The following is a 23,896-nucleotide window of genomic DNA, read 5'->3' as shown; positions in this document are numbered from 1 at the left end:
CAAGACCTCACCAGGGGCCGTGACGGCGTGATCTAGCTACGCACTTCACGGCCGGGTATTCACACAAGGATGAACCGATAGCCGTCGACCAGCAAGCGGCAACGCAAATGGGCATCAAGCGATTAGTGTGGGTTCTGTGGCAGAGCGCTGTCGATTCGGGCGGCTGCCTGGCCGTCCCTTGCGAAAGTTCCCTCTTACCCTCCGTCTTCCTGCTATCCTGGAGATGAGGAGACGACCCATGAGCGAGAATCGTAAGCTAGCGGCAATCCTGGCTGCCGATGTGGTCGGATACAGCCGGCTCGCGAGCGCGGACGAAGATCGTACTTTGGCGAGGTTGCGGGCGCTGCGCAGCGACCTGATCGATCCGACCATCGAAGTGCACCACGGGCGGGTGATCAAACGCACCGGGGATGGGGCGCTGGTCGAGTTCCGCAGCGTGGTGGATGCCGTGCGCTGCGCCGTTGAGGTTCAGAATGGTATGGTCGAGCGCAATGCCGGCGTGCCGCAGGACCGCCGCATCGAGTTCAGGATCGGCATCCATCTGGGCGATGTGGTCGAAGAGAGCGACGGCGACCTGATGGGCGACGGCGTCAACATCGCCTCGCGTTTGGAGGGCGTCGCGGCGCCCGGTGCCATCTGCCTGTCCGAGGATGCCTATCGCCAGGTCAAGGCGAGGCTCGACCTCTCGGTCAGCGATCTCGGCAGCACACAGCTCAAGAACATCGCCGAGCCGATCCGGGTCTATTCGCTGCAAGTCGGCGCCGGGACCAAGGCGGCCGCGACCCCGGAAACCGCGCCGAGCCGGCCCGCGACGGCAGCGCCGCCGAAATTGTCGATTGCCGTCCTGCCGTTCGCCAACATGAGCGGTGACGCCGAACAGGATTACTTCGCCGACGGCATCTCTGAAGACATCATCACGGCGCTGTCCAAACTGTCGCAGCTCTTCGTCATCGCACGCAATTCGTCGTTCACCTTCAAGGGCCAGAATGTCCGTGTGCAGGAGGTGGGCACGAAGCTCGGCGTGCGGCATGTGCTTGAGGGCAGCGTACGCAAGTCGGGGAACAGGGTGCGCATTACCGCGCAGCTCATCGATGCAGCCTCGGGCGGCCATCTTTGGGCGGAGCGGTTCGATCGCGACCTGACCGACATATTCGCCGTGCAGGACGACGTGACGCAGCAGATCGTCGGTGCGTTGGCGCTCAATCTGACTGAGGGCGACCGTCAGCGGCTAGCGCCCGAGTATGCGCGCAACACGGAGGCGTATGACTATTTCCTACGGGGCCGAGAGCTGTGGCACCGGCTGACGAAGGAGACGAACGTCGCAGCCCGCGACCTCTTGCAACGTGCCATCGAACTTGACCCGAAATTTGCCTCTGCCCACGCCTTCCTCGCCCTGACGCACGGGCTCGATTACCTGAACAGGTGGAGTGGGTCGCCGCCGGAATCGATGGCGCAAGCGGAAGAGGCTGCGACGCGAGCGGTAACGCTGGATGAGAGCGATCCCTGGGCGCACTGGGCGTTGGCTATCGTCAAGCTGTATACACGACGGCACGATAAGGCCATCAACGAAGCCGAGCACGCGATAGCCCTCAATCCGAACTTCGCCGAAGGGCACGTGATCCTCGGCGAGGCGCTGCACTATTCGGGCAGGTCCGAAGAGGCGCTCGAGAGTTTCGCCCGGGGCAAGACCTTGAATCCATACTTTCCCGATGTGCTTCTGCATTTCCAGGCTTTGGCATCGTTTCAACTCGGAAGGTACGAAGAGGCCGTTGACCTCTTGCTGCAACGGCTGGCTCGCAACGCTGCCACCGATGTCTCGCGCGCGCTTCTGGCCGCCAGCTACGGCCATCTGGGCCGTTTCGACGAGGCCCGTGGGGCATGGCAGGAGGTGCTGCGCGTCAATCCGGACTATTCGCTGGACTACCGACGCAAAGTCTTGCCCTACAAGAACCCTGCCGATTTCGAACTCGTCGTGGACGGGCTCCGCAAGGCCGGTATCGTGCAATGACAGGTGAGGCCAAGTCAGGTCTGGCCTTGAACTGCAGCCGATCGCGATGGAGCCTCCGTAACCGTTTTGTTTCCGTTTGACTGCTGCTTACCCTCAAGGAAGCGGCCGGATCAGACGCCAGAGGCTCACCGATAAATCGCCGTCGCTTGCGGTTGCACCCTAGAAAAACAGCCTGAGATAAGGGCTGAAGTGAGGCTCAGGTCGCCTTGATCTCTGCCTGGCCGACCTTGCGCCACCGGGCGTCTTCGCGAACCAGTTTCAGATCGTCGGTCGTCTCGGCAAATGTCCGCAAACGATATTGCCGGAGCAGTTCCGGGAAGAGCGCCCCCTCGGGTAGGCCGGCAAGCTGCTCGCGGACCGAGATCTTTTCATCGATGACCCGCATTCCCCAGGCATTTTCCCGGACCTGCAGCTCGGCAGCCAGATCGCGCTCTTCCGGCGCGTTTTCGTCTAGCGCAGCCAGCAGGATCGAGTGGAAAAGCGCTACATAGCCAATCTGTCTCAAACCGCCCACAGCCCGCACGCGCGGCAGTATGGCAAGAACGAGGAACATCAGGAACAAGTTCGGCAGCAGCACGCCGTCCAGCAGCGCCTGCTTGAGATACGGCCGCTCGAACGGGATGGAAAGACCATGCGGCCTGTCGGGCTCGACCAGGTGCCCGTTCTCGAGGACGAGCTTGCGCACGCGCTCCTCGCGGATGCCCCAGAAATAGGCCGTGGTATTGGGCAGGAATCTGCCAAATGGGCTCGATGCGGCCTCTTGCAAGGCACGTTCGAGACGCTGGCGCCTTGCGGGCTCAACGAGCAGCCTGGACAGAAGGCTGTCGTCATATTCCAGATGCCGAGCCATGGCAGCCGCGGCGAGCCGATCATCGATGAAAACCGGCAGGGCCATGCCGGATCGATCCCAATTGGCGACCAGATCCTGGTTGAAGGCTGTCAGCGCATCGGCAGCGGTTCCAAACGCCTTGTCTTGACTGGCAAGCAGTGTGCCCAGCCAGCGGCTGGCATCCGTTTCATCGCCCACCGCTTCGAGCGCGCGCTTGTTGAGGGAGACGGGACCGGCCACGCAGACACTTTTGCGGCACAGTTTGTGGCGCCCCATGCCGAACAGGTTGATCTTGTCGTCGCCGACATCGAGCCATCCCGGCCCCTCCCGGCCAATTGTTTCCATGGTCATCGTCGTTCCCATGAAGCCGACGAAGGCCGACAGCCTGTTTTCGACCGCGCCGAGCCAAGCAAGCAGGAGGGCATCGAAGGTGATCCGGTCCATCAGAAGCAGGCAGTGCAGGCCGGACTGAATCACCGGTCTGTGCTCGAACTCTTCGAGGGCCTTGCCGATCTCCTCATGCTGCATAATCACACCGAGGCGCTGATGCAGGACTTCGCGCAGGATCGAGCGGGCAGCGATCGCGGGGCCGGATGTGGGCCTTGCCACCGGCCGCCACAGATGGCGGGCGTAGTCGGAAACCGGTGCATTCCAGTTCTGCTCGATGTCATGCACGACTTCCGGGCAGAGTGGCGACAGCAAAGCCAGAATTTCCACCGGAGGCGTAGGGGTCGGGTCAAAGACGGCGGTCATTGGTTCCCGTCAGCCGCTTGCGGTGCAGAGGCCAAGGGAACCAGACTTGCTGGACGCGCTCGGCCCACGCAACGCGATCAAATGGTGTAAGACGAAATTGACCGTATCCCACGGAGTTCTCCATCAGCAATCACCCGTTCGCCGACTCGGCACAAAATGTCAGATCGGCTGCACGGCCAAGGCCAACAGCGGATCTCAGAACCGCAGCCGGGCCATGCTCAGGAGGTCGTGGTACCGCCCGTCGGTAAAACCGGCCTTCACATGCCGACCTTCGATCTCGAAGCCGTGGCTCGTGTAAAGACGGATAGCCGGTTCGTTGTCGGCATAGACGGTCAATTCGACCCGCTTCAGGGCCCGCCAGTTGTCGGCCACGTCAAGCAGCGCGCCAAGTATGGCGGAGCCGATCCCCTTGCCGACAAAGGCGTCGTGAAGGCCGATGTTGATCTCGCCGATATGCGAACGGCGCGGCGAGCCCTGTACGATCAGGCTGCCATGGCCGACGATCTTGCCGTCCACCTCCGCAACGATCCAGGTGGTTTCCTGGCCGGACTTGGCGATACGCCGCTCCACCTGCTCCACCCTCTCGAAAGGCATCCTGAACGTGCCCCAGCGGAAACCCGGCATGTTGAAGATAGCGCAAAGCGCCTCCGCATCGCTTGACCGGATGGGTCGGAGCTGTGGCCGGATCTTCTCGGACGATGGCGAGGTCGTGCTGGTCATGGCGTTCCCGGCGAAGGCAATCGGTCCGGCACGATGCACCGGACCTCACCTGGAAATCCAGCCGTCTCTTCGACCTACGATGCCGGTTGCGAGCTGAAATATTGGGAGGCGGTGTAGAGCTTGAAGGCGCCGCTCATGCAGATCCAGCCGAAAAGGGCGAGCCAGCACAACGTCCCGATCGCCGTCCAGTCGATCCGGTGCACCGCAGCGTCGGTGATGACGAGGCCAAGGATGGCAAGAAAGCCAACCAGGAACTGCGCCAGGCCTAGCACCAGCAGTTCCTCGCGCGGCGCGTTTTTCCAGAGGAGATATACGCCGCCGGCGCCGGCGAGGAAGATGGCGCTGTAGACCTGGGCGTGGAAGGGATCGACCGGCCATGGCCAACTGCTGCTGACCACCCGGGGAAACAGCAACATGCCGACGCCGTATAGCCCAACGATCGCCGTTTCCGCTGACATGTAGCCGCGCCATGCGGGGGTTAAGGCCACGCCTTTTACCGAAGGACGGGCCCTGGCCCGCCACAGGAACAGCCCGGATACCGCGGCCGAGGCAAGATAGACCAAAAACCACAGCCACGGCGCTTTGCGCTCGAAGTTGAAATAGCCGAGATTGATGAACGAAGCCGCCGAGACGATGACCGTGAAGATGAAGGCCATGACCAGCACGAGCCTGCCGGGCGACCAGCGGTTCCAGAACAGCAGCGCCGCCATCACGACCATTTCGGCGGTGTAGAAGCCTCCGAGGAAGCGGGCATTGAACGGGGTGACGGCCCAAGGCCACCTCGGCTTGACCAGCACAGGCGCGAAAAACAGGCCCGCGCCCACGATCAGGACGATGATGACCGCCACCGAAAAAAGGCGCAGGGCCGCGGGAAATGGCGGATTGTCGGGTGTCGGCATGGGAGAGACTCCCCAGGGTGAATGCCCGTGGACCATCATAGTGCCGCTTGCGGCCGGTGAAAATCTGCCGAATGGAATTGAACCGTCATCAGGTTTGTCTATTCGAATGGTCGCACGGTCCGTTTCGAAGTAAAATGCAGCGGCCGGACCAAGGAGCGGTCCGGTCAACACGGCTTGGGCGCATTTTCGGAGCCTGCACGATGAACGAAGTTCAGGATCTGTTCTCGCTTTTGCGGCAATCACCAGATGTCGATCCACTGACAATCGACGCGATCCAGCGAACCATCGCGGAAGGCGGGGACCGTGAGCTTTGCCGCATCAATGCGCCGGCCTTCGCCAGCAAGCATGGCCTCGACGAGGAGCGCACCATAGGCGCCTTTCTCCATGCGGCGCGGGTCGGCATCTTCGACATTTCGTGGAATGTTCTGTGCCCCGGCTGTGGCGGCGTGCTCGACACCAACGCCACGCTGAAAACGGTGCAGAAGGACGAATACACCTGCACGCTGTGCGCCGAGGGTTATGCACCGACCCTCGACGAGATGGTCGAGGTGACGTTCACCGTCAGTCCCCGCATACGCAGGATCGCCGCCCACAATCCGCATGAGCTGCCGTTGATGGAGTATTTCCGGCAGATCTACTGGGCGTCCGGCGTCGATCTGCCGGATGAAGACTTCGCGAAAAGGATGGAAGAGATCTCGCTGGAGGACATCGAGCTTGCGCCCGGTGAAAAGGCGGTTCTGACCGTACAGCTTCCGTCCGATTTCATCATCGTCTTCGAGCCGGTTACCCATTCGGTGCAGTTCATCGACGTGAAGGGTGAGCCGACAAAGGAGCGCCGAAGCCTTTCGTTGGTCTTCGACCGCGACCATGTCCAGAGCCAGACGCTGGAGATGCAACCCGGGCCGTTGCGCATTTCGCTGGAGAACAGGACCGACACACGCGTGCTGCCGACGGTTTTCATCGCCAGTCAGGGCTTGCACGATCTGCTGGGCAGGCGCCGGCCCTTCCTCACAGCCAAGCGCCTGCTCACCAATCAGACGTTCCGCGATCTCTATCGCACGGATACGCTCGACATCAACCAGCGCCTGAAGATCACCAGCCTGACCTTCCTGTTCACCGACCTGCGCGGATCGACCGCGCTTTACGAGCGGGTGGGCGATCTTTCGGCCTTCGATCTCGTGCGCGCGCATTTTCAGGTTCTGCACGAGATCGTCGCGGCGGAGGCTGGCGCGGTGGTGAAGACGATCGGCGATGCGGTGATGGCGACCTTCGCGACGCCTGATCGTGCGATTGCCGCGGCCCTCAGGATGCGCGATGCCATGCGTGCGCTCAACGACGAGAGCGGGCGCGAGGATCTGCTGCTCAAGATCGGAATCCATTCCGGCCCCTGCATCGCCGTGTCTATGAACGAGCGACAGGACTATTTCGGCCAGACGGTCAACATTGCATCGCGGGTCCAGAATCTTGCCAATGCACAGGCGATCTTCGCCACTCGTGCGGTGGTCGACGACAATCTCACCGCCGATCTGTTGCAAAGGAAGGCGCTGACGCCCGTGCCTCATGAGGTCTCGCTGCGCGGCATTGAGCGGGAGATAGCAGTCTATACGATCCCTTGAAGACTTGGTCCCTAAAGACCCGTCTCCACCCTCACACGCGCTTGCAGAGAAAATAACGATCGGCGGGCTCCGGAGTCGGCGCCGGCAGGCGTTGCAGCTGCGGGTGATCGAGCGGCGTGCCGCTCACCGCGAAGCCGCCGACGCGAAGCATGCGCGCAATCAGATCGGGAAGCCAGGTGGCAGTCACTGCATCGCGATCGTCATAGCCGGTGCCTATGTCGGCATGGACGAGAGCGGCGTCGATGCCGATGAACCTCCTCGCCGTCTCGCGTATATCGCCGAGCACGAGATTTTCAGCTTCGGGAATTGAGCTGGCGTGTGCGCCAACTTCGCGGTCGAACACCACGATCCGGCGTCCGGGCAGGCGCTCGCGCAGATGGTGGAACGTCCGGCCATTGCCGAGGCCAAGTTCGAGCACAAGCCCCTCCATCTTCGCCACCTCGGGGCAGATTTGGTTGAGAATGTCGCGCTGTGCGGTCATCCGGCTGATGAAATTGTCGAGGCGACTCATATGCGATTGTATGTCCTGAACCAGCAGCCCCGATCGAGGCTTGCCGCATATAGAGGCGAATGACGAACCCTGCAATAACGCACCGGCCGCCGACAAGCGTCATTCCGGGTGGAGCCGTCGGCAGGCCGCGCGGCGGAATACAACGATGTCACTTGTAGGGGTCTGCGGCGTCCCGCAGGCCGTCGCCGAGGAAGTTGAACGCCAGGATGACGAGAATGACGGGGAGGATCGGCAAAAGCAGCCATGGATAGAACGCGATCACGCTGACGCTGCGCGCCTCGGTGAGCAGGATGCCCCAGCTGGTTATCGGCGCCCGCAAGCCGAGCCCCAGGAAGCTCAGCGCCGTCTCACCCAGGATCATGCCGGGTATGGAGATCGTCGCCGTCGCGATCAGATGCGACATGAAGCCCGGAATGAGGTGCCGCCGGATAATGCGGCTGCTCGAGGCGCCCATCAATTGCGCGGCCAGAACGTAATCCTCCTCACGCAAGGCTAGAAGTTTTGAGCGCACGGCCCGCGCCAGTCCGGTCCAGTGGAGCAGCCCGAGGATGACGGTGATGCCGAAATAGATCAGGATCGGACTCCAGGTTATCGGCATGATCGCCGCCAGAGCCAGCCATAACGGAATGCTGGGGATAGATTGCAGAACTTCGATTATCCGTTGAACGATCAGGTCGAACATACCGCCATGATAGCCGGCCAGCCCGCCGATGACGATGCCGAGCAGGAAGCTGAAACCGATGCCGACAAGGCCGATCGTCAGTGAAATGCGCGCGCCATAGATGATGCGCGAGAGCACATCGCGCCCCAGCCTGTCGGTGCCGGCCAGAAAGAGCTGGCCGTTTTCGGCAGGGCAGACAAGATGCCTGTCACCTTCGATCAGACCCCAGAATAGGTAGCTGTCGCCCTTGCAGAAGAAACGGATCCGCTGAACATCATCCTGCTTGTCCATATAGTTCCGCTTGAGCGTGTCCATATCCAGCGTCATCTCGCGGCCATACACGAACGGCCCGACAAACTGGCCGTTGTGGAACAGGTGCACCCACTGCGGCGGCGAATAGATGTAGTCCATGTTGCGCGTGTGCAGATTGTAGGGCGCCAGGAACTCGCAGATCAGTATCCCAAGATAAAGCGCTGCCAGGAATATGCCGGATATGAGGGCAAGCCGGTGCCGTCGGAATTTCCACCACATCAGCCGCAACTGCGACGCCTGGAAGACTTTCGACTGCTCAGGCGTCATCGCCTCGACCGACTGCAGGTCAAAGGGCGCAATGGAAACGTAGTGTTGTAGTGGAGCACCCGGAGCGGGCAGCGGCGATTGCGTATTCATTTGGTGCTCCCGCCCTGCAAACGAATTCGCGGATCAAGCAGCGCCAGCGCGAGGTCGGAAATCAGGACGCCGATGACTGTAAGGAAGGCGAGGAACATCAGGAACGACCCTGCCAGATACATGTCCTGGCTTTGCAGCGCCTTGATCAGCATCGGCCCGGTCGTTTCCAAAGACAGCACGATCGCCGTGATTTCGGCGCCGGAAATGATGGCCGGCAGAATAGAGCCGATGTCTGAAATGAAGAAATTGAGCGCCATGCGCAGCGGATATTTGACCAGCGCCTTGAAGGGATGAAGGCCTTTGGCGCGCGCGGTCACGACATATTGCTTGTGTAGCTCATCGAGCAGATTGGCGCGCAGCCGCCGGATCATGCTTGCCGTGCCACCGGTGCCGATGATCAAGACCGGGATCCAGAGATGGGCGAGGATCGACTTCGCCTTGGCCCAGCTCATCGGCTCGCCGAGATATTGCTGGTCCATGAGATGGCCGATGGACGTGCCGAACCAGATGTTGGCGAAATACATCAGGATCAGCGCCAGCATGAAATTCGGAATGGCAAGGCCGAGAAGGCCGAAGAAAGTCAGGCCGTAGTCGCCCCAGCTGTATTGATGGGTGGCTGAGTACATGCCGATCGGAAAGGCGATGAGCCAGGTGAAGATGATCGTGACGAAGGAAACCAGCACGGTCAGCCACATTCGGTCCCCGATGACGTCGCGAACCGGCAGCTCATATTCGAAGGAATAGCCGAAATCGCCGTGCAGCATTCCGCCGACCCAGTAGAAGTAGCGAATGACCGGCGGCTTGTCGAAACCATACTCCTTGCGCATCATCTGGATGCGATCGGAATCCACCGCTTCGCCCTGAGCCCGAAGCTCGGAAACATAGCTGTCGAAATAGTCGCCCGGGGGAAGTTCGATGATCGTGAACACCAGCGCCGATATGATCAGCAGCGTCGGAACCATCACAGCAATGCGCCAGACAATATATCGAAGCACGCTCAGGACTCTCCAAGCCAGAATGTGTCCATCATATAGACACCGAAATAGGCGGTCGGGTCGTAACTGTAGAGCGCCTTGTCAGGCAGATTGCGCAGCCGCGAGGACGCCAGAATCGGCTGATGCGTTCCGTTCACCGTGCCGATCGAAAACACCTGATCGGTGTAGATCGACAGCATTGAATTCCAGATTTCGGCGCGCTCAGCGGCTCCGGTCGAAGCGTTCCAGCGCTTGAGCAAAGCCATCAACTCGACGACAGACGGAAGATCGGGCGCCTCACCGAGCGTGCCATGGGACAGGTAGTGAGCACCCCAGAGCGGCCATTGCAGCTGGTCGTCCATGGTGGGAGCCAACTGGTACGGATTCATATCGGCGGTCGGCACGCCATTGTCGATGCCCGACCATATCGACATCATGATCTCGCCGCCAAGCGCGCGGCTGCGGAAGATGTCGCGCTGCGAAGTCCGGACGAACAGGGCGAGGCCGATCTCGCGCCAGTGATCGGTGATGAGTTCGAGCGCGTCGGTTTCCAGTGTGCTTTCGCCGGCCGTTTCCACGATGATTTGCGCCGGGCGTCCGTCGGGAAGTATCCGCAAGCCGTCACCGTCACGCGTCTGAAGCCCGACCTCATCGAGCAGCGCATTGGCCTGGTCGGGATCATGGGCTACCCAGGCTTTCGCGAATTCCGGCCGGTAGAGCGGGCTCTCTGGCAGGACCGTATCGGCACTTTCCTGCGCCAATCCGTAGAACACCGCCAAATTGATCTCGCGCCTGTCCACAGCAAGCGAAAGTGCGCGACGCATGCGCACGTCACGAAAAAGGCCACGCCACACCTGGTCGGCACAATTCAGATTGGGCAGCAGCGCCAGCCGCGAACCCTGTGTGCGTTTCCACAGATGCATCTTCACCGGGTAGCGCTTCTCCGCATCCTTCAGGAAGGAGTAATCGGCAAAGTCAATTCCCATACATTGCAGGTCGCTCTCGCCGGCACCGGTCTTGGCGGAGATGATCGCCGACGAGCTCACATTCATGATTACCCGGTCAACATAGGGCAGTTGCCGGCCATTCTCGTCTATTCGATGAAAGAACGGGTTTCGCTCGAAGACAAACTGCTCGGCCGGCGGCTTGGTCCGGTTCTGCCAGGGATCGAGCGTCGGCAGTTCCGGGTTCTCCGGGCGATACTGCCGAGACATGCGGATATGCAGGAGCGTCCATTTCTTGGCCCTGTTCTCCTCCATCAGGCCGGCGAGCCGGAATGGATCCTGGTATTTCTTGTGGAACTGCTTGAGATAGGCGGCCGGCAGAACAAGCGATAGCGGCGAAGAGGCAGCGAGCTTGGGCAGGAAGTCGGGATTTGGCGCATCCCAGCTATAGCGGACCGTCAGCGGATCGACGATCTCGAAGCGTGGCGGCTTGCCGTCCGCCAGCAGCGTCGGGGGGAGCCCGCCTTGCGTAAGCTCATCGTTCAGCCAGACATCTTCCCAGCAATAGCGAAAATCCTCCGGCGTCAGCAGGCTGCCGTTAGACCATTTATGTCCTTCCCGTATCTTGAAAGTGAAGACGCGATCGTCCGCCACGTCGAAACTTTCGAGAATGTCGGGTTGCAGGTTGAGCTTTTCGTCATAGCCGACCAGGCGAGCATATCCGTAGATGGTCATCAACCGGATATCTTTCTGGCTGCCGATGATCGTGCGCAGCGTGCCGCCATACTGGCCGGGCTGCCGGCCCATTGCAGCGAGGTTCACCACGCGCGGGCTCTTGGGCAGGCGTTTGGCGAGTGCCGGCAGCGCCAGGGCCTTCAGCAGCGGCTGAAGAAATTCTGGCTCCAGATCGCCGGCGTGCAACGTGCTCGGCACAAATGCCGAAGCCAAGAGTCCGAGGACGGTGCGCCGGCTGATCAATGGCGCAGCTCGCTGACATCGGCCGAACGCCGGGCCAGCACGAGGTGGCCGCCGCCAAGATCGAGCGGCGATAGCATATCGTCGCTGCCCTCGTCGCGGAATTGCGGTCCCCAGGCGCTACTGTCGGAAGCGCCGCTGAGCTTCAGCGTCTTGAAATCCATCGGCCTGTCGAGATCGGGGAAAGGCACTGCGGCGACCAGTGAGCGCGTGTAGGGATGGATCGGTTTCCTGAGCAGGATTTCGCGCGGCGCAAGCTCGACGATACGCCCGCCGCACATCACGGCGATGCGGTCTGCCATGTAGTCCACCACCGCCAGGTTGTGGGATATGAACAGGTAGGTCAGTCCCAGTTCCTTCTGCAGATCCTTCAGAAGGTTCAGGATCTGCGCCTGGACGGAGACGTCGAGCGCCGAAACCGGCTCGTCGCAGATTAGCAGTTCAGGCCCCAGCGCTAGCGCGCGCGCGATGCCGATACGCTGACGCTGCCCGCCGGAGAAACTGTGCGGGTAACGTTTGATAAAGCGCGGATCGAGCCCGATTGCCTGCATCAGGTTCTTGACCATGGCTAACCGGGACGCGGCATTGCCGCGCTGATGGATTTCCAGCGGCTCGCTCAAGATGTTCTCCACCGTCATGCGAGGTGAAAGCGACGAAACCGGATCCTGAAAGACCATCTGGATTTTCGCGCGCAGCATGTGCAAGGCCTCTCCCTCGCCTGCCAGGACGTCGATCGGTCCCTCGCGGCTGTTGAAGATCACAGAACCACCGCTGGGAGTGACGGCCCGCATGAGGATCTTGCTGACGGTGGTTTTGCCGGAACCGCTTTCGCCGACCAGACCCAGGCATTCACCTCGCCTGATGTCGAAGCTCACACCGTCGACGGCGCGAACAGAGGTTTGATGATCCCCGCCGAACCATCCGGACTTGCGGATGGTGAAGGTCTTTGTCAGATCCCTGACCGACAGCAGGATGTCGTCCGGCCCCTCCGATGCCGGCGCGGTCTGCTTGCCGAGCAGGTTTCCGACATTCACCGGCACCTCGCGTAGCGCCTTTAGCCTTTCGCCAGGCTTCAGGTCGAAATGCGGAACGGCTGCCATCAGGCCCTTAAGGTAAGGATGGCCTGGCCGGCGGAATATCGCCTCGACAGGTCCCGCCTCCATGATCTCGCCATGGTACATGACCACCACCTCGTCGGCGACATTGGCGACCACGCCGAGGTCGTGCGTGATCAGCAGCATCGCCATGTTCAGCTTGGTCTGAAGCCCGCGCAGCAATTGCAGGATTTGCGCCTGGATGGTGACGTCCAACGCCGTCGTCGGCTCATCGGCGATCAACAGGGCGGGCCGGCAGATAAGCGCCATGGCGATCATGGCGCGCTGACGCAATCCTCCAGAAAGTTCGAAGGGATACATGTCATAGGCGCGCTTGGGATTGGGAAAGCCGACGAGGCTGAGCATTTCCTCGGTCCGCGCCTTGCGCTCCGCCCGAGCCATGGGCGTATGAATCTGCAGGGATTCGCTGACTTGGTTGCCGATCGTGTGGAGCGGCGACAGCGATGTCATCGGCTCCTGAAAGATCTTGCCGATGCGGCTGCCTCTCAACGCCCGGATTTCGGGCCCATCACGCGACATCTTGAGAATATCCTGCGTCGTGCCGGGCTTTTCAGGATCGGAGAACAGGATCCGGCCGCGAACATGGGCTGTGTTCGGCAAAATGCCCATCACGGCTTGGCTGAGAACCGATTTACCGGAACCTGACTCGCCCACAAGCGCGGTAACCTTACCGGGCAGGACGCGAAGATTTGCACGCCTGACGGCATGCAACGGCCCCCCCATGATGGCAAAAGAGATGCCAACGTCTTCGATCCGCAGCAGATCGACACTCGAATTCATTCTCACACCAGCCCCACTCTGGCAGCTCTCCAGAAAGCGAGACTAGCGCATTGTCAGCGCAGAGCAACTTGGATTCGAAGCGGTCGCCAGTGGCGAAACCGACGACCAAACTGGCTACCAAAGGCGATCGGGCCAGATCGCGGCGGTTTACTGGAGCTTACTCGGGTCGCCCGCCGCCATCCGCGCGGCATCGCGATGAAGCAGCATGACCTGCTCGGCGTCCGATCTTCGGTCGTGAATCGGCTCCGGCGCACCGTCTTCATCGGGTACGAGGGCTCCCGACAGATCGGGTGAAAGCACCATCAGCTTCTGCTTGATGCCAGCCAGTTCCTCGTGGCCGAGCGTCAGCCAGCTGTTGGCGCCGCAATAGCCGGCGAAGTCTTTGCTGGCCAGAACGCTGTGCGGATATTTCTTGGTCAGGGTCTGCAGGCGCTGGACCTCGTTCACAGCCGAGCCGAAGACAGAGAATGTGAGCCGGTCTTTAAGCCCGACATTGCCAAACATCACATTGCCGACATGCAGGCCGATACCGAATTTGATGTCTGACAACCCCTGCTCCTTTCGGCGCAGGTTGAGATCCATCATGCGCGCGCTGGCCTTGTGCGCGGCCGCAAGCGCAGCCTGGCAGGCGATCTCGGACTGCGAACGGTGCCTTTCGCAAGGGTAGACGGCAATGAAGCCATCACCGATGAAACTCATGATCTGCCCGCCGTTGCGATTGAAAGGTGCGGCAACGGCGTCGAAAAACTGGTTCAGCGTATCGATATAGACTTCGCGGCCGGAGGTTTCGGCGAGCCTCGACGACCCGCGCATATCTCCCATTACCAGTGCGGCCCGGATTGTATCGCCCTCGCCGCGCTTGATCTGGCCGTCAAGAACGCGCCTGCCAGCGTCGCCGCCGAGATAGGTGGTCATCATGTTGTCGGCGAGCTTGGTGAGCACCGCCATCTTGGTGGCGATAGCGAGATGGCTCTGGATGCGCAGCAGCGCCGAAATCATGCTGTCGCTGAAGCCCGCGGCGCTGTCGGTCGACCAAGATCCCATCATGCCCTGACTGGCGTTGCCGCTGAAGGGATGGACGAAAGCCATGTAATCGGTGATGCCCATAAGCCGGAGGTCATCGAAAACAGGAAACTCCGACACCACCGACGGGTCGAGCCGGCGTCGCAGATGGTCGAGCTTATTGCTGAGCAGATGGTAGTATGGGCTGGTCAGGAATCTCTCAGACGGCACACCGGCCTCCTTGCGGAAGCCTTCCACTTCCATGCCCTGGCCGCGAACCCAGGTGAAGCCAAGCGCGTCATAGAGCGGGTGAAGCATCGAGAAGCTCAAATGCACCCGCTTCAGCGGCAGGCCGGCAGCAGCCAGCCGTTCGCAAAAGCCATTTACCAATGTTTCCAGGTCGTTGCCCGCCAGCGCCGATTCGTTCAGCCAATCGGCAACCTTATCCATGAGAATGGTGGAAATTTCTGCGTACGATGTGCTCATGCTATCTCGAAACCCGTCGGAAGACGGAACCATTATCCTCTGATCTGCCATAACACAGTCCGTCAACGACCCAACGATAAGACACCCGAAGTCAACAAGGCCGGCCTCGGCGGCAAAAGCGGCGAAGAATATCCCGGATGACTATCCTTGCGGCCAAGGGGAAGGCATAAATGCATCTGTATTCGGTGGCGTTATGTGGCGAGTCAGCCGACGGAGTGCAACCACGATCCTGACACCGCACAAGAAATTCGCCGGCTCAGATGCCGTCAGGCCTTTAGCACTGTCTCTCGGTCCAGCCCGAGGCGGCCAAAAACATTGCGTGTGTCGACGATTAGAGGGGCGTGATCGGCGATCGTCTGATAGTCGATCGCGTCGTGGTCGGTTGCAACGACGACAGCATCGAAATCCTTCAGAGCCGCCTCGGTCAATTCGACCGAGCGGCGCCCCTTGATCGCCATATGCTCCCGCGTGGTCGGTATCTCGGTAACATGCGGATCGTGGAACTCCGCCTTGCCGCCCCATTCCTCGATGAGTTCAATGAGCCGCAATGAGGGGCTTTCGCGGATATCGGGCACATTCTTCTTATAGGCGAGCCCGACGATGAGAATGCGCGAGCGGCTGAGCGCCTTACCACAGCGCCGGTCCAGCGCCTTCGCCAGTTCATCGACCACATGACGTGGCATGGCCGTGTTGATCTCTGCCGCCAGCTCGATGAAGCGGGTCGGCAGTTCGTATTCGCGCGCCTTCCACGTCAGGTAGAAGGGATCGATCGGAACGCAGTGCCCGCCAAGTCCGGGGCCAGGATAGAACGGCATGTAGCCGAAGGGCTTGCTCTTTGCCGCCTCGATCACCTCCCAGATGTCGATGTCCATCGCACCGAGCACGACCTTCAACTCGTTGACGAGTGCTATGTTGACCGAGCGGAAGATGTTTTCCGTCAGCTTGACCGCCTCGGCGGTCGCCGTGGTGGAAACCGGAACGACGGTCTTGACCACGCCCTGGTAGAAAGCCTGCACGAGCGTCGCCGCTTCAATGCCGTCGCCTGCCACGACCTTAGGGATCGTCGCGACTTCGAAGCTGCGGTTGCCGGGATCCTCGCGTTCGGGCGAGAAGCCGAGGAAGAAGTCTATCTTCGACCGCAAGCCGGTTTCTTCCAGTATGGGCTTGATCACGTCATCGGTGGTGCCGGGATAGGTGGTCGATTCCAGCACGACCAGCTGGCCGGGACGCAGATGCTTCGCAATGGTGCCTGCCGTTTTCCTGACAAAGGAGAGATCCGGCTCACGGTTTTTCGTCAGCGGTGTCGGAACGCAGATGATGATGACCTCGCAGACGGCCAGTTCCGCAAAATCCGCAGTGGCGCGGAACCGTCCGCTCGCCACCTGGCCGGCAAGGGCTGTCGACGCCACCGCCTCGATGTAGGATTGGCCGTTGTTCAGGCTCTCGACCTTGTGGGCTTCGATGTCGAAGCCCGAAATCGGGAAGCCGGCGCGTGCGACCGCAACCGCCAGCGGCAATCCGACATAGCCCAGTCCGATCACGCCGACTTGTGCAGCGCGCGTCGAAATCCGGTTTAGAAGATGGTCATATATCGATCGTGAGGCGTCCAAAAATCTGCTTTCCCGTCAATTCGGACAGGCTGTCCGTTCCCGTGGCGAGGCTCACTTGGTCTCAAGGACCATGGCCGAGGCATATTGCGGAAGATCGGTTTCCGCAAGCCGTCATCAAACCGGCACCTTCGCCTTCAGGCTTGCGGCAGCCCTCGCATAGCCGCCGGCCGCGCCATCGATGAAATGAAGGTGGTCGCGCTGCAGCGGCGAAGCGACGAGGCATGTCATCAAGGCCGATTTCTGGCGGTGCAGGCCATAGGTGCAGATGCCCGCCTCTTCCGCCTGTTTCAGCCGGTTCTCGATCCGTTGCAAGACGTCCGAGTCAACGTCGATGGTCATCTTCAAGCCGTCGTCGAACTTCCGGAAATCCGAATTGCTGGCCACGTCGCGTTTGTAGACCTTCGGATCGAAACGACCGATCGTCCACCCGAATCGATCGGCAACGGCCGCTAGCGTCAGCAGGAACAATATCCACAGCTTCGACAACCACCGCCGTCCTGCCGGCGCCACGGCCCTCGCCTCGAGATCGAAGCCGGCGGGCGAAAAACTGTAGGCCGGCCCGTTCACCGGCACTGGATGGCCATCGCGTTCCTGCCTGCCGGCAAGGGCAATGATGTCGGAAACCAGAGACTGAAAACCGCGCAAGTCGCGCGACGGACCCGGTATGGCTATGATCGAGACGATGTCGCCATGCCGTGCTTCGATCGGGTTCCAGCGGCAGGAGAGGCCGGTCAGATCCGGCCGCGCGCCGGCCGGCGCAGGATCGACGCGGTAGCGCCCCGCTTTCATCTCGGCTTCCGCCCAACTGCCACCACCGCCGGCGAACATGGCATAGAAGACCGCTTCGGAGGCTTGGAACCTCGCCACGCGAACGTCGAGACCTTGCGCTCTTATATCTATTATCGGCACGATTGCGGCACGCAAGGTCAGGTCCAGTTCGTCCGCCACCCATCTCTGGACAGCCGCCAGCGCGTTGCGGGTGATCTCCAGCGCTGAGCCGGGAAACGCCACGAGCGCGCCGTCGCCGCCGAAAACAAAGGGAAAATCTTGCCGACCCAGCGCATTGAGCAGCGCCGAAATGACACTGGCCCCGGCCATATTCACGGTTTTATAGCGCCCAGCCTCGATCGCCTTGGTCGAGCCGACAATGTCGGCGGTGGCCAGCGCCCAGCCATCGGGGAGAGGCCGATAGTTGTCGATATCGGCAACGCTTTCGAACTTTGCGAAAACCGGCAGAGAAGCTACAAACGGGTCGGACGCGGCAGGTGTTTCCATGGGCATCAGATAGCACATTCCACTGTTTGAAGGGTGAAGTCGATCATGCTGCGAAATTGACTTGCGCCGGCTTTCCGATGATAGGGTCCGGCAATGCGAATTGCCTTCTACGCGCCGCTGAAGTCACCCAATGATCCCGTTGCCTCAGGCGATCGCCAGATGGCACGGACGCTGATCAAGGCGCTGGAGCATGGAGGGCATAGCGTCGAACTGGCATCCGAATTGCGCTTCTACCTACGCGAACCGGAGCCGAAAAGTTTCGATGCGCTCAAGATCGAGGCCCGAGAGGAAGCCGCGAGGCTGACAAGGCTTTGGGATCGTGACGGCAAGCCCGATCTCTGGTTCTCCTATCATCCCTATTACAAGGCGCCCGACCTGATCGGGCCCGAGCTGGCGTCGGCCTTCGCTGTCCCCTATGTGACGGCGGAAGCCTCCTATTCGAGACGGCGCAACGCCGGTTTGTGGGCCGATACGCAAGCGTTGGTAACGCGAGCCGTCGAACAGGCGGCACTGAACATCTGCTTCACGCAAAGGGACCGCCAGGGACTGGCGGATGCGGTACCCGGCGCCACTTTCGGCACGCTTTCGCCCTTCATCGACACATCGGCATTCCGTGAAATGCCGGCACGGGGTTGTCCGACGCGCCTCGTTACCGTCGCCATGATGCGCCGGGGCGACAAACTCGAAAGCTATCGCATGCTGGCGCAAGCACTCGGTTCGATCGGTCACCTGCGCTGGACCATGTCGGTCGTCGGGGACGGGCCTGCCCGCGAACAGGTCAAAGCGCAATTCGCCGGCTTGCCCGCCGACCGTATCGAATGGCTCGGCGCGATTGAGCCGGCCGCCGTGCCGGATGTCCTCTACAGTGGGGGAATTTACGTCTGGCCGGGTTTCGGCGAGGCCTATGGCGTTGCCTATCTTGAAGCACAGGCCGCCGGCCTTCCGGTGGTGGCTCAGGACATCGCCGGCGTGCCGGAGGTCGTGCGGGATGGCCAGGCCGGGTTCCTCACCCCGCCGGGCGATGTGACGGCGTTCGCTTCTGCCATTGAAAGGCTTCTGGCCCGTAACGACGAAAGAACCATCATGGCCGCAGAAGCCAGACGTTTCATCCTCGAGGAGCGCTCGCTCGATACGGCGGCGGCGCGTCTGGCCGAACTTCTTGCGAAGATCCCGGTCTCATGACATCCGATCCGATCTGGCAACCCTTGGTGGAAGAACTGGCGCGCTGGCAACGGGCGGACCGCAAGGCAGAATTCTGGCTGCGCGACGATGACGCCGTGGATCCGACGCTTGCGCTTGATCGGCTGCTCGACCTCACCAGTGAATTCGGGGTTCCGGTCGCTCTGGCCGTCATTCCAGCCCTAACTGATGAGAAGCTTGTCGTCCGGCTTGACGAGGCGCCGCATGCCACGGTCGCCATCCATGGCTGGGCGCACCGAAATCATGCGCCCGAGGACCAGAAAAAGCAGGAACTCGGGCCGCATCGGCCACCCGAGGCGGTGCTCGATGATCTGGCTCGCGGGCTCTCTCGCATAACCGGCTTGCACGGCGCACGTGCCGTTCCGATGCTGGTGCCACCCTGGAACAGGATCGACGCCGGCTTGGTATCCGACCTTGGGTCGATAGGATTTTTGGCACTGTCGGTCTTTGGGCCGCCGAAGCCGGCTTCGCTGGCGGTCATCAACAGCAATGTCGACATCATGGATTGGCATGGCACGCGCGGCTGCCGCGATCATGGCCTATTGGTTCAGGCCGTCGCCGCGCAATTGCGGCATGCATTCGACGGCGGCGAACCGGTCGGCCTGCTCACCCATCATCTCGTGCATGATGAATCGGCCTGGCTTTTCCTCGAACGGCTGTTCGCCGTCACCGCACGCAATGCAGCCTGTGCATGGCATCCGATCAGGACATTGATCGGGCGCAGCGCCAGCAGAGGAAAATAGCTCAGCCCGCTTTGTGCGATAAGACTGGAAATTCGAGCGTCTGACCATCCCGCGCGGCAAAAGAGCCGGCAAACCTGTTCTTGGCCAGTTTCTCGATCTCGTCCAGTTCCTCGTCGGTGCGCGCCGGATCGTGGTGAACCAGCGCAAGCTCCCGCGCACGGGCCGCCTCGCAGAGCTTGACCCCCTGTTGCCATGTCGAGTGCCCGTTCCCGCGGTAGCGTTCCATTTCCTCCTCGGTGTAGGCGCAATCGTAAATGACGAGGTCGGCATCTTCGATTAGGCCGAGCACCGCCTGATCGAGTTTACCCGACTCATGTTCGGTGTCTGTGATCACCGCCACGACGCGGCCACCCCATTCGACCCGATAGCCTATACAGCCACCGGGATGGGTGAGACTGCCGGTTCGGATCACCACCCCTTCACGCGGCCGAAGCACGTCTCCTGACACGAAATCGCAATAGTCGAGGCTTGCCTTGCAGACGTCCAGTCTCACCGGAAACCAAGGCGGCCGCATGAACTCATCGACCATCTGTCGGGTCGTCATGCGTCCTGCAAGATGCCCGGACCAAAGCCTGACTTTGACGCTGCGGTCATAGATCGGCTTAAATGCCGGCAGCCCGATGATGTGGTCATAATGGCAGTGGGTGAAAAACAGGTCGAAATCGGTCACGCCCGACGCCCGAAGCGCCCAGCCGGCAGGCCGCAAGCCGGAGCCGGCGTCGAACAGAAGCGTATGCTTGCCGCATCGCATCTCAATGCAGATCGTGTTGCCGCCATAGCGGGAGAAGTCTGGCCCCGATACCGAAATGCTGCCGCGGACGCCCCAAAACCTGACCAGGAAAACGTCGTCGTCCATGCAAGCCCTTCATAGTCCCCTAGGCCATCGTAGCCAAACAACTGCTGCTAGGCGAGACAGGTTTTGGTAGTGTCTCAGTTTGAAATTTCGGCGGGTGACTTTTTGTAAGGTCCGCGCTTGCCGGGCTTCGGCGCAACGGCGTCCATCATGCCGCAAAGATCGTCCATCGACCACAACGTTGCCGACACGCCAGCCGCCATTGCCGGCGACGTTTTCAGCGTCTTGTGAACGCGGATGAAGTTGTACCAGACAGTGTACAGCGCGACCATGTGAACGTGGTTTTCGAACTTCTTCGAAAAGGCATTGGTCAACCGCGTGAAGCGGCGCATCTGCATCCGCATCGTGAGGTTTTGGCGTTCGACGTGCGACGTGCTGACGTGCGCCAGATCGGGCTCGCCTTCGATGCGGGTCTTCTTCGCGCCAGTGCAAACGGCGGGGCTGTAGCGGCGTTCCTGCGGCACTGCCTTGCCTTCCGGCTCGCCATACATCTTGACCAGCATTGCGTAATCGATGTCCGCCCCAAAGGCTTCCTCGACCGCATTGAGATAGGCTTTGTGACCATCGGTCGTAAGCTGGACGCGATTGGCAAGACGGTCCTTCACGTCGTCCATGAAGGCGAGCGCATATTCGCCATCACGGCCACCGACCAGCCACGAAATGATATGCTTGCTGTCGCTGTCCAGAGCGGTCCAGGTCCATGTGTCGCCAGCGCCATCAACGGGCTTTTTCATGCCGGCAACGTTCTTCTGCTTCGCGCCAGTGAACGACCAAATTTCATCGCACTGGACGCGCTTGGACTTCACGTTACGAACTTCGCGGTCGTGCAGCTCGGCGCAGAATTTGCCGGCATCGACAAGTAGCTTCGAAACCGTGTTGATCGACACATCGGCAACGCGTGAGATCGACCGCATGGAAGAACCCTCGCAAAGCATGGTGAGGATCTGGACGCGGGTTTTCAGGGGCAGCTTGTTCATGCCCCTAATATCTGAACTTTCATGCTTAGTGTCAAGCATAAACATTCAGATTAATCGTCGAATAGGCTGAATTGGGTTCCAGCTTGCGGGAACCGTTTGCCGAACAGCTTTTTGAACTGACTTGTCGTATCGGACACCTTCATAAGGGTGAGAACTTCCTGAACTTGGCGTTTAAGCTTCTCGATGCCGTAGCCCTTGGTCAGATGCTGGTGGAAGCGATCACGCCTGGTGCCCTTGGCGTTGATCTGAGGATTGATCCTGTCCAGCTCTTCAAGAACAGCGCCATTCTCCAGAGGATGATAGACATAGGATCTGGTGAATTTTGCAAAGTGCTGCGGGCGGTTCTGAATTACCGCGCCGTTCGCGGTGGTCGTCAGCTTGCGGCTTCCGTACATGCGGTTCAATTCATCGTAATAGTCATCCGGGAACTGCTTTTCCCATTCACGTTTCTCGACCTCGATATATTGCTGAACGAGAATCCGAAGCGCATCTGGCCGACGGATTTGTTGAAATCCGGTCGCTTCATCGATTAGGGCTGTGACGCCGACCTTCGCAAATGCGTTGAGCAAGACCCTTGCCTGCGACGCCAACGGAATTTGCGATGGCGACAGTTTGCCGGCGTCGTCCGCCCGAATTATTGCCTTGCAAACTTCGACCAAAACTTCCGCATCGTACCCATGCCCCAGATCCTGTGTCAAAGGCTTGAAATTTATAGGATTTTCGATCTTTTCGATCAGTTTTTGGTCGAGTTCGGATCCTAGTCCTTTTCGGCGCATTGCTCGCATGAACACATTGCCGCCGCCAGACTTCATATCCAGCGCTCTCGCCATCCCGCGCTTATGGAAAAGACGGCGACCGTCCTCCAAGACATAGCAATCGAGATCCAGGGAACCGACCGTCATTTTCCCTTGGTGAGTGGCGAGCGGAAGCGAAGGATCTGGCGGAGCCGCAGCGGACCGCCAGCGAGCCTGCGCGCCCTGCTTTGCTATTTCGCTTCGTTCTTCAGGGGAGAGTTGGTTTGCACGGGCTGTACCGCCCTTGCTCTGGGGAGTGTCTATCATTGGAATCACCTCATGCTTGCTGCATGAAATGCCAATAAAGATGCTTGCTGACGATAGCAAGCACCAACGCACCATTTTTCACAGCAAAATGCTTGCTGCTATTTTCCCCAGCGTTTTGCGGCGGCTTTCTTCGCAATCTCGGCGCGCCGCTCTGGCGTCATGTTGGCGGCGCGCTTCTTTCCGCCCTTGGATCCAAGCTCTTTGGCGGCGGCGCTCTTGCCGTCGTCCGTCACTTCGTCGGCTTCCTCGCCAGTGGCAATGCGCATGACGCGGACGGCATTGCCGATCACGTCGGCGGGGCGCTTCTGGCCTTTAGGTCCGGTCGGCATCTAGACGCTATCCCTTGCGGCTTCCAAGCCAATTATCGCCGGGAGTTTTTCCAACTCTTTGCGCAGGATATTCTTTGGCCCTGGGTCGCCAACCCGCTCGAAAAATCTGGCGATGCTGAAAATGGCAAACTCTTTAAGATCGCCACGCCAGAATTTGAGATAGCGGACCTTAAGTTCCCAGGTTTCCGTGTCGATGCCTAACGCATAAACCTCGCGACCGCCGCCGCGAAGGCCGGCGTTCCAAAATCGTTTCTCTTGAAGCGTCATTGTGGCTGTTCCATCCCATGCTTTCCGCTAAGCATATAGGAGTTCGCGCCGGCTCGCGACAACGGCTTTCGCGCCGTCAAATTTCAAACTGAGACACTACCCAGGTTTTCCTCCTGATGACCTTGTCCGTGAGAGGTCAGTGCCATCACGACGGCAAGGATCGGCGCAAATCATTCGTTATTTGGCGCTTCGTGCGTCGATCAGATCCGCGGTCGTATGGCTTAGGCGATCGGCGAGAACCCGAACCATCTCGACGGTCATTTCCGGGAACTCCTTCATAAGCCTCAGGAAATGATCCTTGCGAATTCTCAAGGCTTCCACCGGACTTGCGGCTCTGACGGTGGCCGTGCGGGAGCTGTTGCACAATATGGCAATCTCGCCAACGATCGAATTTGGCAGCAGTTCGGCAACTTTTATCGGTCCGCTCTCGGAATCGACCAGAATATCGGCCTTGCCTGAAAGGATGACATAGGCGGCGTCTCCCTCGTCGCCCTGCCGGAAAAGGATCTGGCCGGCGCTGTAGCTTACGCGATCAGATGTGAACGCAAGCAGCTTGAGCTTTGCCGGCTCGATGCCAGAGAACAAGGGAACGCGTTGCAGCATTCCGACCTCATCCTTGAGCAGCATTGTCGCAAACCT

At 60.4% G+C, this 23,896-nt stretch carries 21 protein-coding genes; 4 read left to right on the top strand and 17 right to left on the bottom strand.

Going from position 1 to position 23,896, the window contains the following annotated elements; all coding sequences use genetic code 11:
- Positions 1-238 precede the first annotated feature (238 nt).
- Entirely contained in the window at positions 239-2,008 is a 1,770-nt protein-coding gene (locus FJ423_RS28680; RefSeq protein ID WP_140846265.1) for an adenylate/guanylate cyclase domain-containing protein, read from the top strand.
- 196 nt (positions 2,009-2,204) lie between these two features.
- Here the strand turns inward: FJ423_RS28680 and FJ423_RS28675 are convergent, their stop codons facing one another.
- The 3 genes from FJ423_RS28675 to FJ423_RS28665 all read right to left on the bottom strand — a co-directional run bounded on the left by FJ423_RS28675 (position 2,205) and on the right by FJ423_RS28665 (position 5,377).
- Positions 2,205-3,590, bottom strand: coding sequence for a hypothetical protein (locus FJ423_RS28675; RefSeq protein ID WP_140846264.1), 1,386 nt, complete (start codon positions 3,588-3,590; stop codon positions 2,205-2,207).
- A 195-nt stretch (positions 3,591-3,785) separates the two neighbouring features.
- The gene (locus FJ423_RS28670; protein WP_140846263.1) at positions 3,786-4,310 is read right to left on the bottom strand and encodes a GNAT family N-acetyltransferase; all 525 of its coding nucleotides are present in this window, start codon (positions 4,308-4,310) and stop codon (positions 3,786-3,788) included.
- Between the two features lie 74 nt (positions 4,311-4,384).
- Positions 4,385-5,377, bottom strand: a complete 993-nt coding sequence (locus tag FJ423_RS28665) for a hypothetical protein (protein ID WP_246680344.1) — start codon at positions 5,375-5,377, stop codon at positions 4,385-4,387.
- Between the two features lie 32 nt (positions 5,378-5,409).
- On the opposite strand from FJ423_RS28665, the gene FJ423_RS28660 reads away from it, so the two are divergent.
- Entirely contained in the window at positions 5,410-6,825 is a 1,416-nt protein-coding gene (locus FJ423_RS28660) for an adenylate/guanylate cyclase domain-containing protein (protein WP_140846262.1), read from the top strand.
- 31 nt (positions 6,826-6,856) lie between these two features.
- Here FJ423_RS28660 and FJ423_RS28655 read toward each other — a convergent pair whose 3' ends face one another.
- The 8 genes from FJ423_RS28655 to FJ423_RS28620 all read right to left on the bottom strand — a co-directional run bounded on the left by FJ423_RS28655 (position 6,857) and on the right by FJ423_RS28620 (position 17,845).
- The gene (locus FJ423_RS28655; protein WP_140846271.1) at positions 6,857-7,336 is read right to left on the bottom strand and encodes a class I SAM-dependent methyltransferase; all 480 of its coding nucleotides are present in this window, start codon (positions 7,334-7,336) and stop codon (positions 6,857-6,859) included.
- A gap of 148 nt (positions 7,337-7,484) precedes the next feature.
- On the bottom strand, positions 7,485-8,666 hold the full coding sequence (locus tag FJ423_RS28650; RefSeq protein WP_140846261.1) for an ABC transporter permease: 1,182 nt from the start codon (positions 8,664-8,666) through the stop codon (positions 7,485-7,487).
- A complete protein-coding gene (locus FJ423_RS28645) occupies positions 8,663-9,661 on the bottom strand; it encodes an ABC transporter permease (protein ID WP_095765758.1) in 999 nt (332 codons plus the stop codon). The genes FJ423_RS28650 and FJ423_RS28645 overlap by 4 nt, the downstream gene beginning before the upstream one ends.
- A 2-nt stretch (positions 9,662-9,663) precedes the next feature.
- Positions 9,664-11,562, bottom strand: a complete 1,899-nt coding sequence (locus FJ423_RS28640; protein WP_140846260.1) for an ABC transporter substrate-binding protein — start codon at positions 11,560-11,562, stop codon at positions 9,664-9,666.
- Complete coding sequence (locus tag FJ423_RS28635; RefSeq protein WP_095765760.1) at positions 11,559-13,454, bottom strand: ABC transporter ATP-binding protein; 1,896 nt, start codon at positions 13,452-13,454, stop codon at positions 11,559-11,561. Before FJ423_RS28635 ends, FJ423_RS28640 begins: the two co-directional genes overlap by 4 nt.
- 147 nt (positions 13,455-13,601) lie before the next feature.
- Positions 13,602-14,942, bottom strand: a complete 1,341-nt coding sequence (locus FJ423_RS28630) for an adenylate/guanylate cyclase domain-containing protein (protein ID WP_095765761.1) — start codon at positions 14,940-14,942, stop codon at positions 13,602-13,604.
- Between the two features lie 266 nt (positions 14,943-15,208).
- The gene (locus FJ423_RS28625; protein WP_140846259.1) at positions 15,209-16,552 is read right to left on the bottom strand and encodes a nucleotide sugar dehydrogenase; all 1,344 of its coding nucleotides are present in this window, start codon (positions 16,550-16,552) and stop codon (positions 15,209-15,211) included.
- Positions 16,553-16,666: 114 nt separating this feature from the next.
- Positions 16,667-17,845: a DUF3095 domain-containing protein gene (locus tag FJ423_RS28620; RefSeq protein WP_140846258.1), complete on the bottom strand. Its 1,179-nt coding sequence runs from the start codon at positions 17,843-17,845 to the stop codon at positions 16,667-16,669.
- Positions 17,846-17,920: 75 nt separating this feature from the next.
- Between FJ423_RS28620 and FJ423_RS28615 the strand changes: the two genes are divergently transcribed.
- Entirely contained in the window at positions 17,921-19,009 is a 1,089-nt protein-coding gene (locus tag FJ423_RS28615) for a glycosyltransferase family 4 protein (protein ID WP_140846257.1), read from the top strand.
- Entirely contained in the window at positions 19,006-19,770 is a 765-nt protein-coding gene (locus FJ423_RS28610; RefSeq protein ID WP_140846256.1) for a polysaccharide deacetylase family protein, read from the top strand. The genes FJ423_RS28615 and FJ423_RS28610 overlap by 4 nt, the downstream gene beginning before the upstream one ends.
- Before the next feature lies 1 nt (position 19,771).
- Here the strand turns inward: FJ423_RS28610 and FJ423_RS28605 are convergent, their stop codons facing one another.
- The 6 genes from FJ423_RS28605 to FJ423_RS28580 form a co-directional block, all read right to left on the bottom strand.
- Entirely contained in the window at positions 19,772-20,626 is an 855-nt protein-coding gene (locus tag FJ423_RS28605) for an MBL fold metallo-hydrolase (protein ID WP_140846255.1), read from the bottom strand.
- A gap of 74 nt (positions 20,627-20,700) precedes the next feature.
- Positions 20,701-21,600, bottom strand: coding sequence for a DDE-type integrase/transposase/recombinase (locus tag FJ423_RS28600; protein WP_210239581.1), 900 nt, complete (start codon positions 21,598-21,600; stop codon positions 20,701-20,703).
- A 50-nt stretch (positions 21,601-21,650) separates the two neighbouring features.
- Positions 21,651-22,661, bottom strand: coding sequence for a P63C domain-containing protein (locus FJ423_RS28595; protein WP_181174935.1), 1,011 nt, complete (start codon positions 22,659-22,661; stop codon positions 21,651-21,653).
- A gap of 98 nt (positions 22,662-22,759) precedes the next feature.
- Positions 22,760-22,990: an RNA-binding protein gene (locus FJ423_RS28590; RefSeq protein WP_140846252.1), complete on the bottom strand. Its 231-nt coding sequence runs from the start codon at positions 22,988-22,990 to the stop codon at positions 22,760-22,762.
- Positions 22,991-23,257, bottom strand: coding sequence for a hypothetical protein (locus FJ423_RS28585; protein ID WP_140846251.1), 267 nt, complete (start codon positions 23,255-23,257; stop codon positions 22,991-22,993).
- A gap of 177 nt (positions 23,258-23,434) precedes the next feature.
- Positions 23,435-23,884 (bottom strand): cyclic nucleotide-binding domain-containing protein, encoded by a 450-nt coding sequence (locus FJ423_RS28580; RefSeq protein WP_095765767.1) that lies wholly within the window; start codon positions 23,882-23,884, stop codon positions 23,435-23,437.
- Between the last annotated feature and the right edge of the window lie 12 nt (positions 23,885-23,896).

It is taken from the genome of Mesorhizobium sp. B2-8-9, assembly GCF_006439475.1.
In the GTDB taxonomy this organism is placed as follows: domain Bacteria; phylum Pseudomonadota; class Alphaproteobacteria; order Rhizobiales; family Rhizobiaceae; genus Mesorhizobium.
Note: the sequence above shows the minus strand (reverse complement) of the source record. Positions and strands in the feature narration are given on the sequence as shown.

What these genes read in the sequence shown, in the direction of transcription:
- FJ423_RS28680 (WP_140846265.1), top strand. Translation starts at nt 239, where the DNA reads ATGAGCGAGAATCGTAAGCTAGCGGCAATCCTGGCTGCCGATGTGGTC.
- FJ423_RS28675 (WP_140846264.1), bottom strand. Translation starts at nt 3,590, where the DNA reads ATGACCGCCGTCTTTGACCCGACCCCTACGCCTCCGGTGGAAATTCTG.
- FJ423_RS28670 (WP_140846263.1), bottom strand. Translation starts at nt 4,310, where the DNA reads ATGACCAGCACGACCTCGCCATCGTCCGAGAAGATCCGGCCACAGCTC.
- FJ423_RS28660 (WP_140846262.1), top strand. Translation starts at nt 5,410, where the DNA reads ATGAACGAAGTTCAGGATCTGTTCTCGCTTTTGCGGCAATCACCAGAT.
- FJ423_RS28655 (WP_140846271.1), bottom strand. Translation starts at nt 7,336, where the DNA reads ATGAGTCGCCTCGACAATTTCATCAGCCGGATGACCGCACAGCGCGAC.
- FJ423_RS28650 (WP_140846261.1), bottom strand. Translation starts at nt 8,666, where the DNA reads ATGAATACGCAATCGCCGCTGCCCGCTCCGGGTGCTCCACTACAACAC.
- FJ423_RS28635 (WP_095765760.1), bottom strand. Translation starts at nt 13,454, where the DNA reads ATGAATTCGAGTGTCGATCTGCTGCGGATCGAAGACGTTGGCATCTCT.
- FJ423_RS28630 (WP_095765761.1), bottom strand. Translation starts at nt 14,942, where the DNA reads ATGAGCACATCGTACGCAGAAATTTCCACCATTCTCATGGATAAGGTT.
- FJ423_RS28620 (WP_140846258.1), bottom strand. Translation starts at nt 17,845, where the DNA reads ATGTGCTATCTGATGCCCATGGAAACACCTGCCGCGTCCGACCCGTTT.
- FJ423_RS28615 (WP_140846257.1), top strand. Translation starts at nt 17,921, where the DNA reads ATGCGAATTGCCTTCTACGCGCCGCTGAAGTCACCCAATGATCCCGTT.
- FJ423_RS28610 (WP_140846256.1), top strand. Translation starts at nt 19,006, where the DNA reads ATGACATCCGATCCGATCTGGCAACCCTTGGTGGAAGAACTGGCGCGC.
- FJ423_RS28605 (WP_140846255.1), bottom strand. Translation starts at nt 20,626, where the DNA reads ATGGACGACGACGTTTTCCTGGTCAGGTTTTGGGGCGTCCGCGGCAGC.
- FJ423_RS28600 (WP_210239581.1), bottom strand. Translation starts at nt 21,600, where the DNA reads ATGAACAAGCTGCCCCTGAAAACCCGCGTCCAGATCCTCACCATGCTT.
- FJ423_RS28595 (WP_181174935.1), bottom strand. Translation starts at nt 22,661, where the DNA reads ATGATAGACACTCCCCAGAGCAAGGGCGGTACAGCCCGTGCAAACCAA.
- FJ423_RS28590 (WP_140846252.1), bottom strand. Translation starts at nt 22,990, where the DNA reads ATGCCGACCGGACCTAAAGGCCAGAAGCGCCCCGCCGACGTGATCGGC.
- FJ423_RS28585 (WP_140846251.1), bottom strand. Translation starts at nt 23,257, where the DNA reads ATGACGCTTCAAGAGAAACGATTTTGGAACGCCGGCCTTCGCGGCGGC.
- FJ423_RS28580 (WP_095765767.1), bottom strand. Translation starts at nt 23,884, where the DNA reads ATGCTGCTCAAGGATGAGGTCGGAATGCTGCAACGCGTTCCCTTGTTC.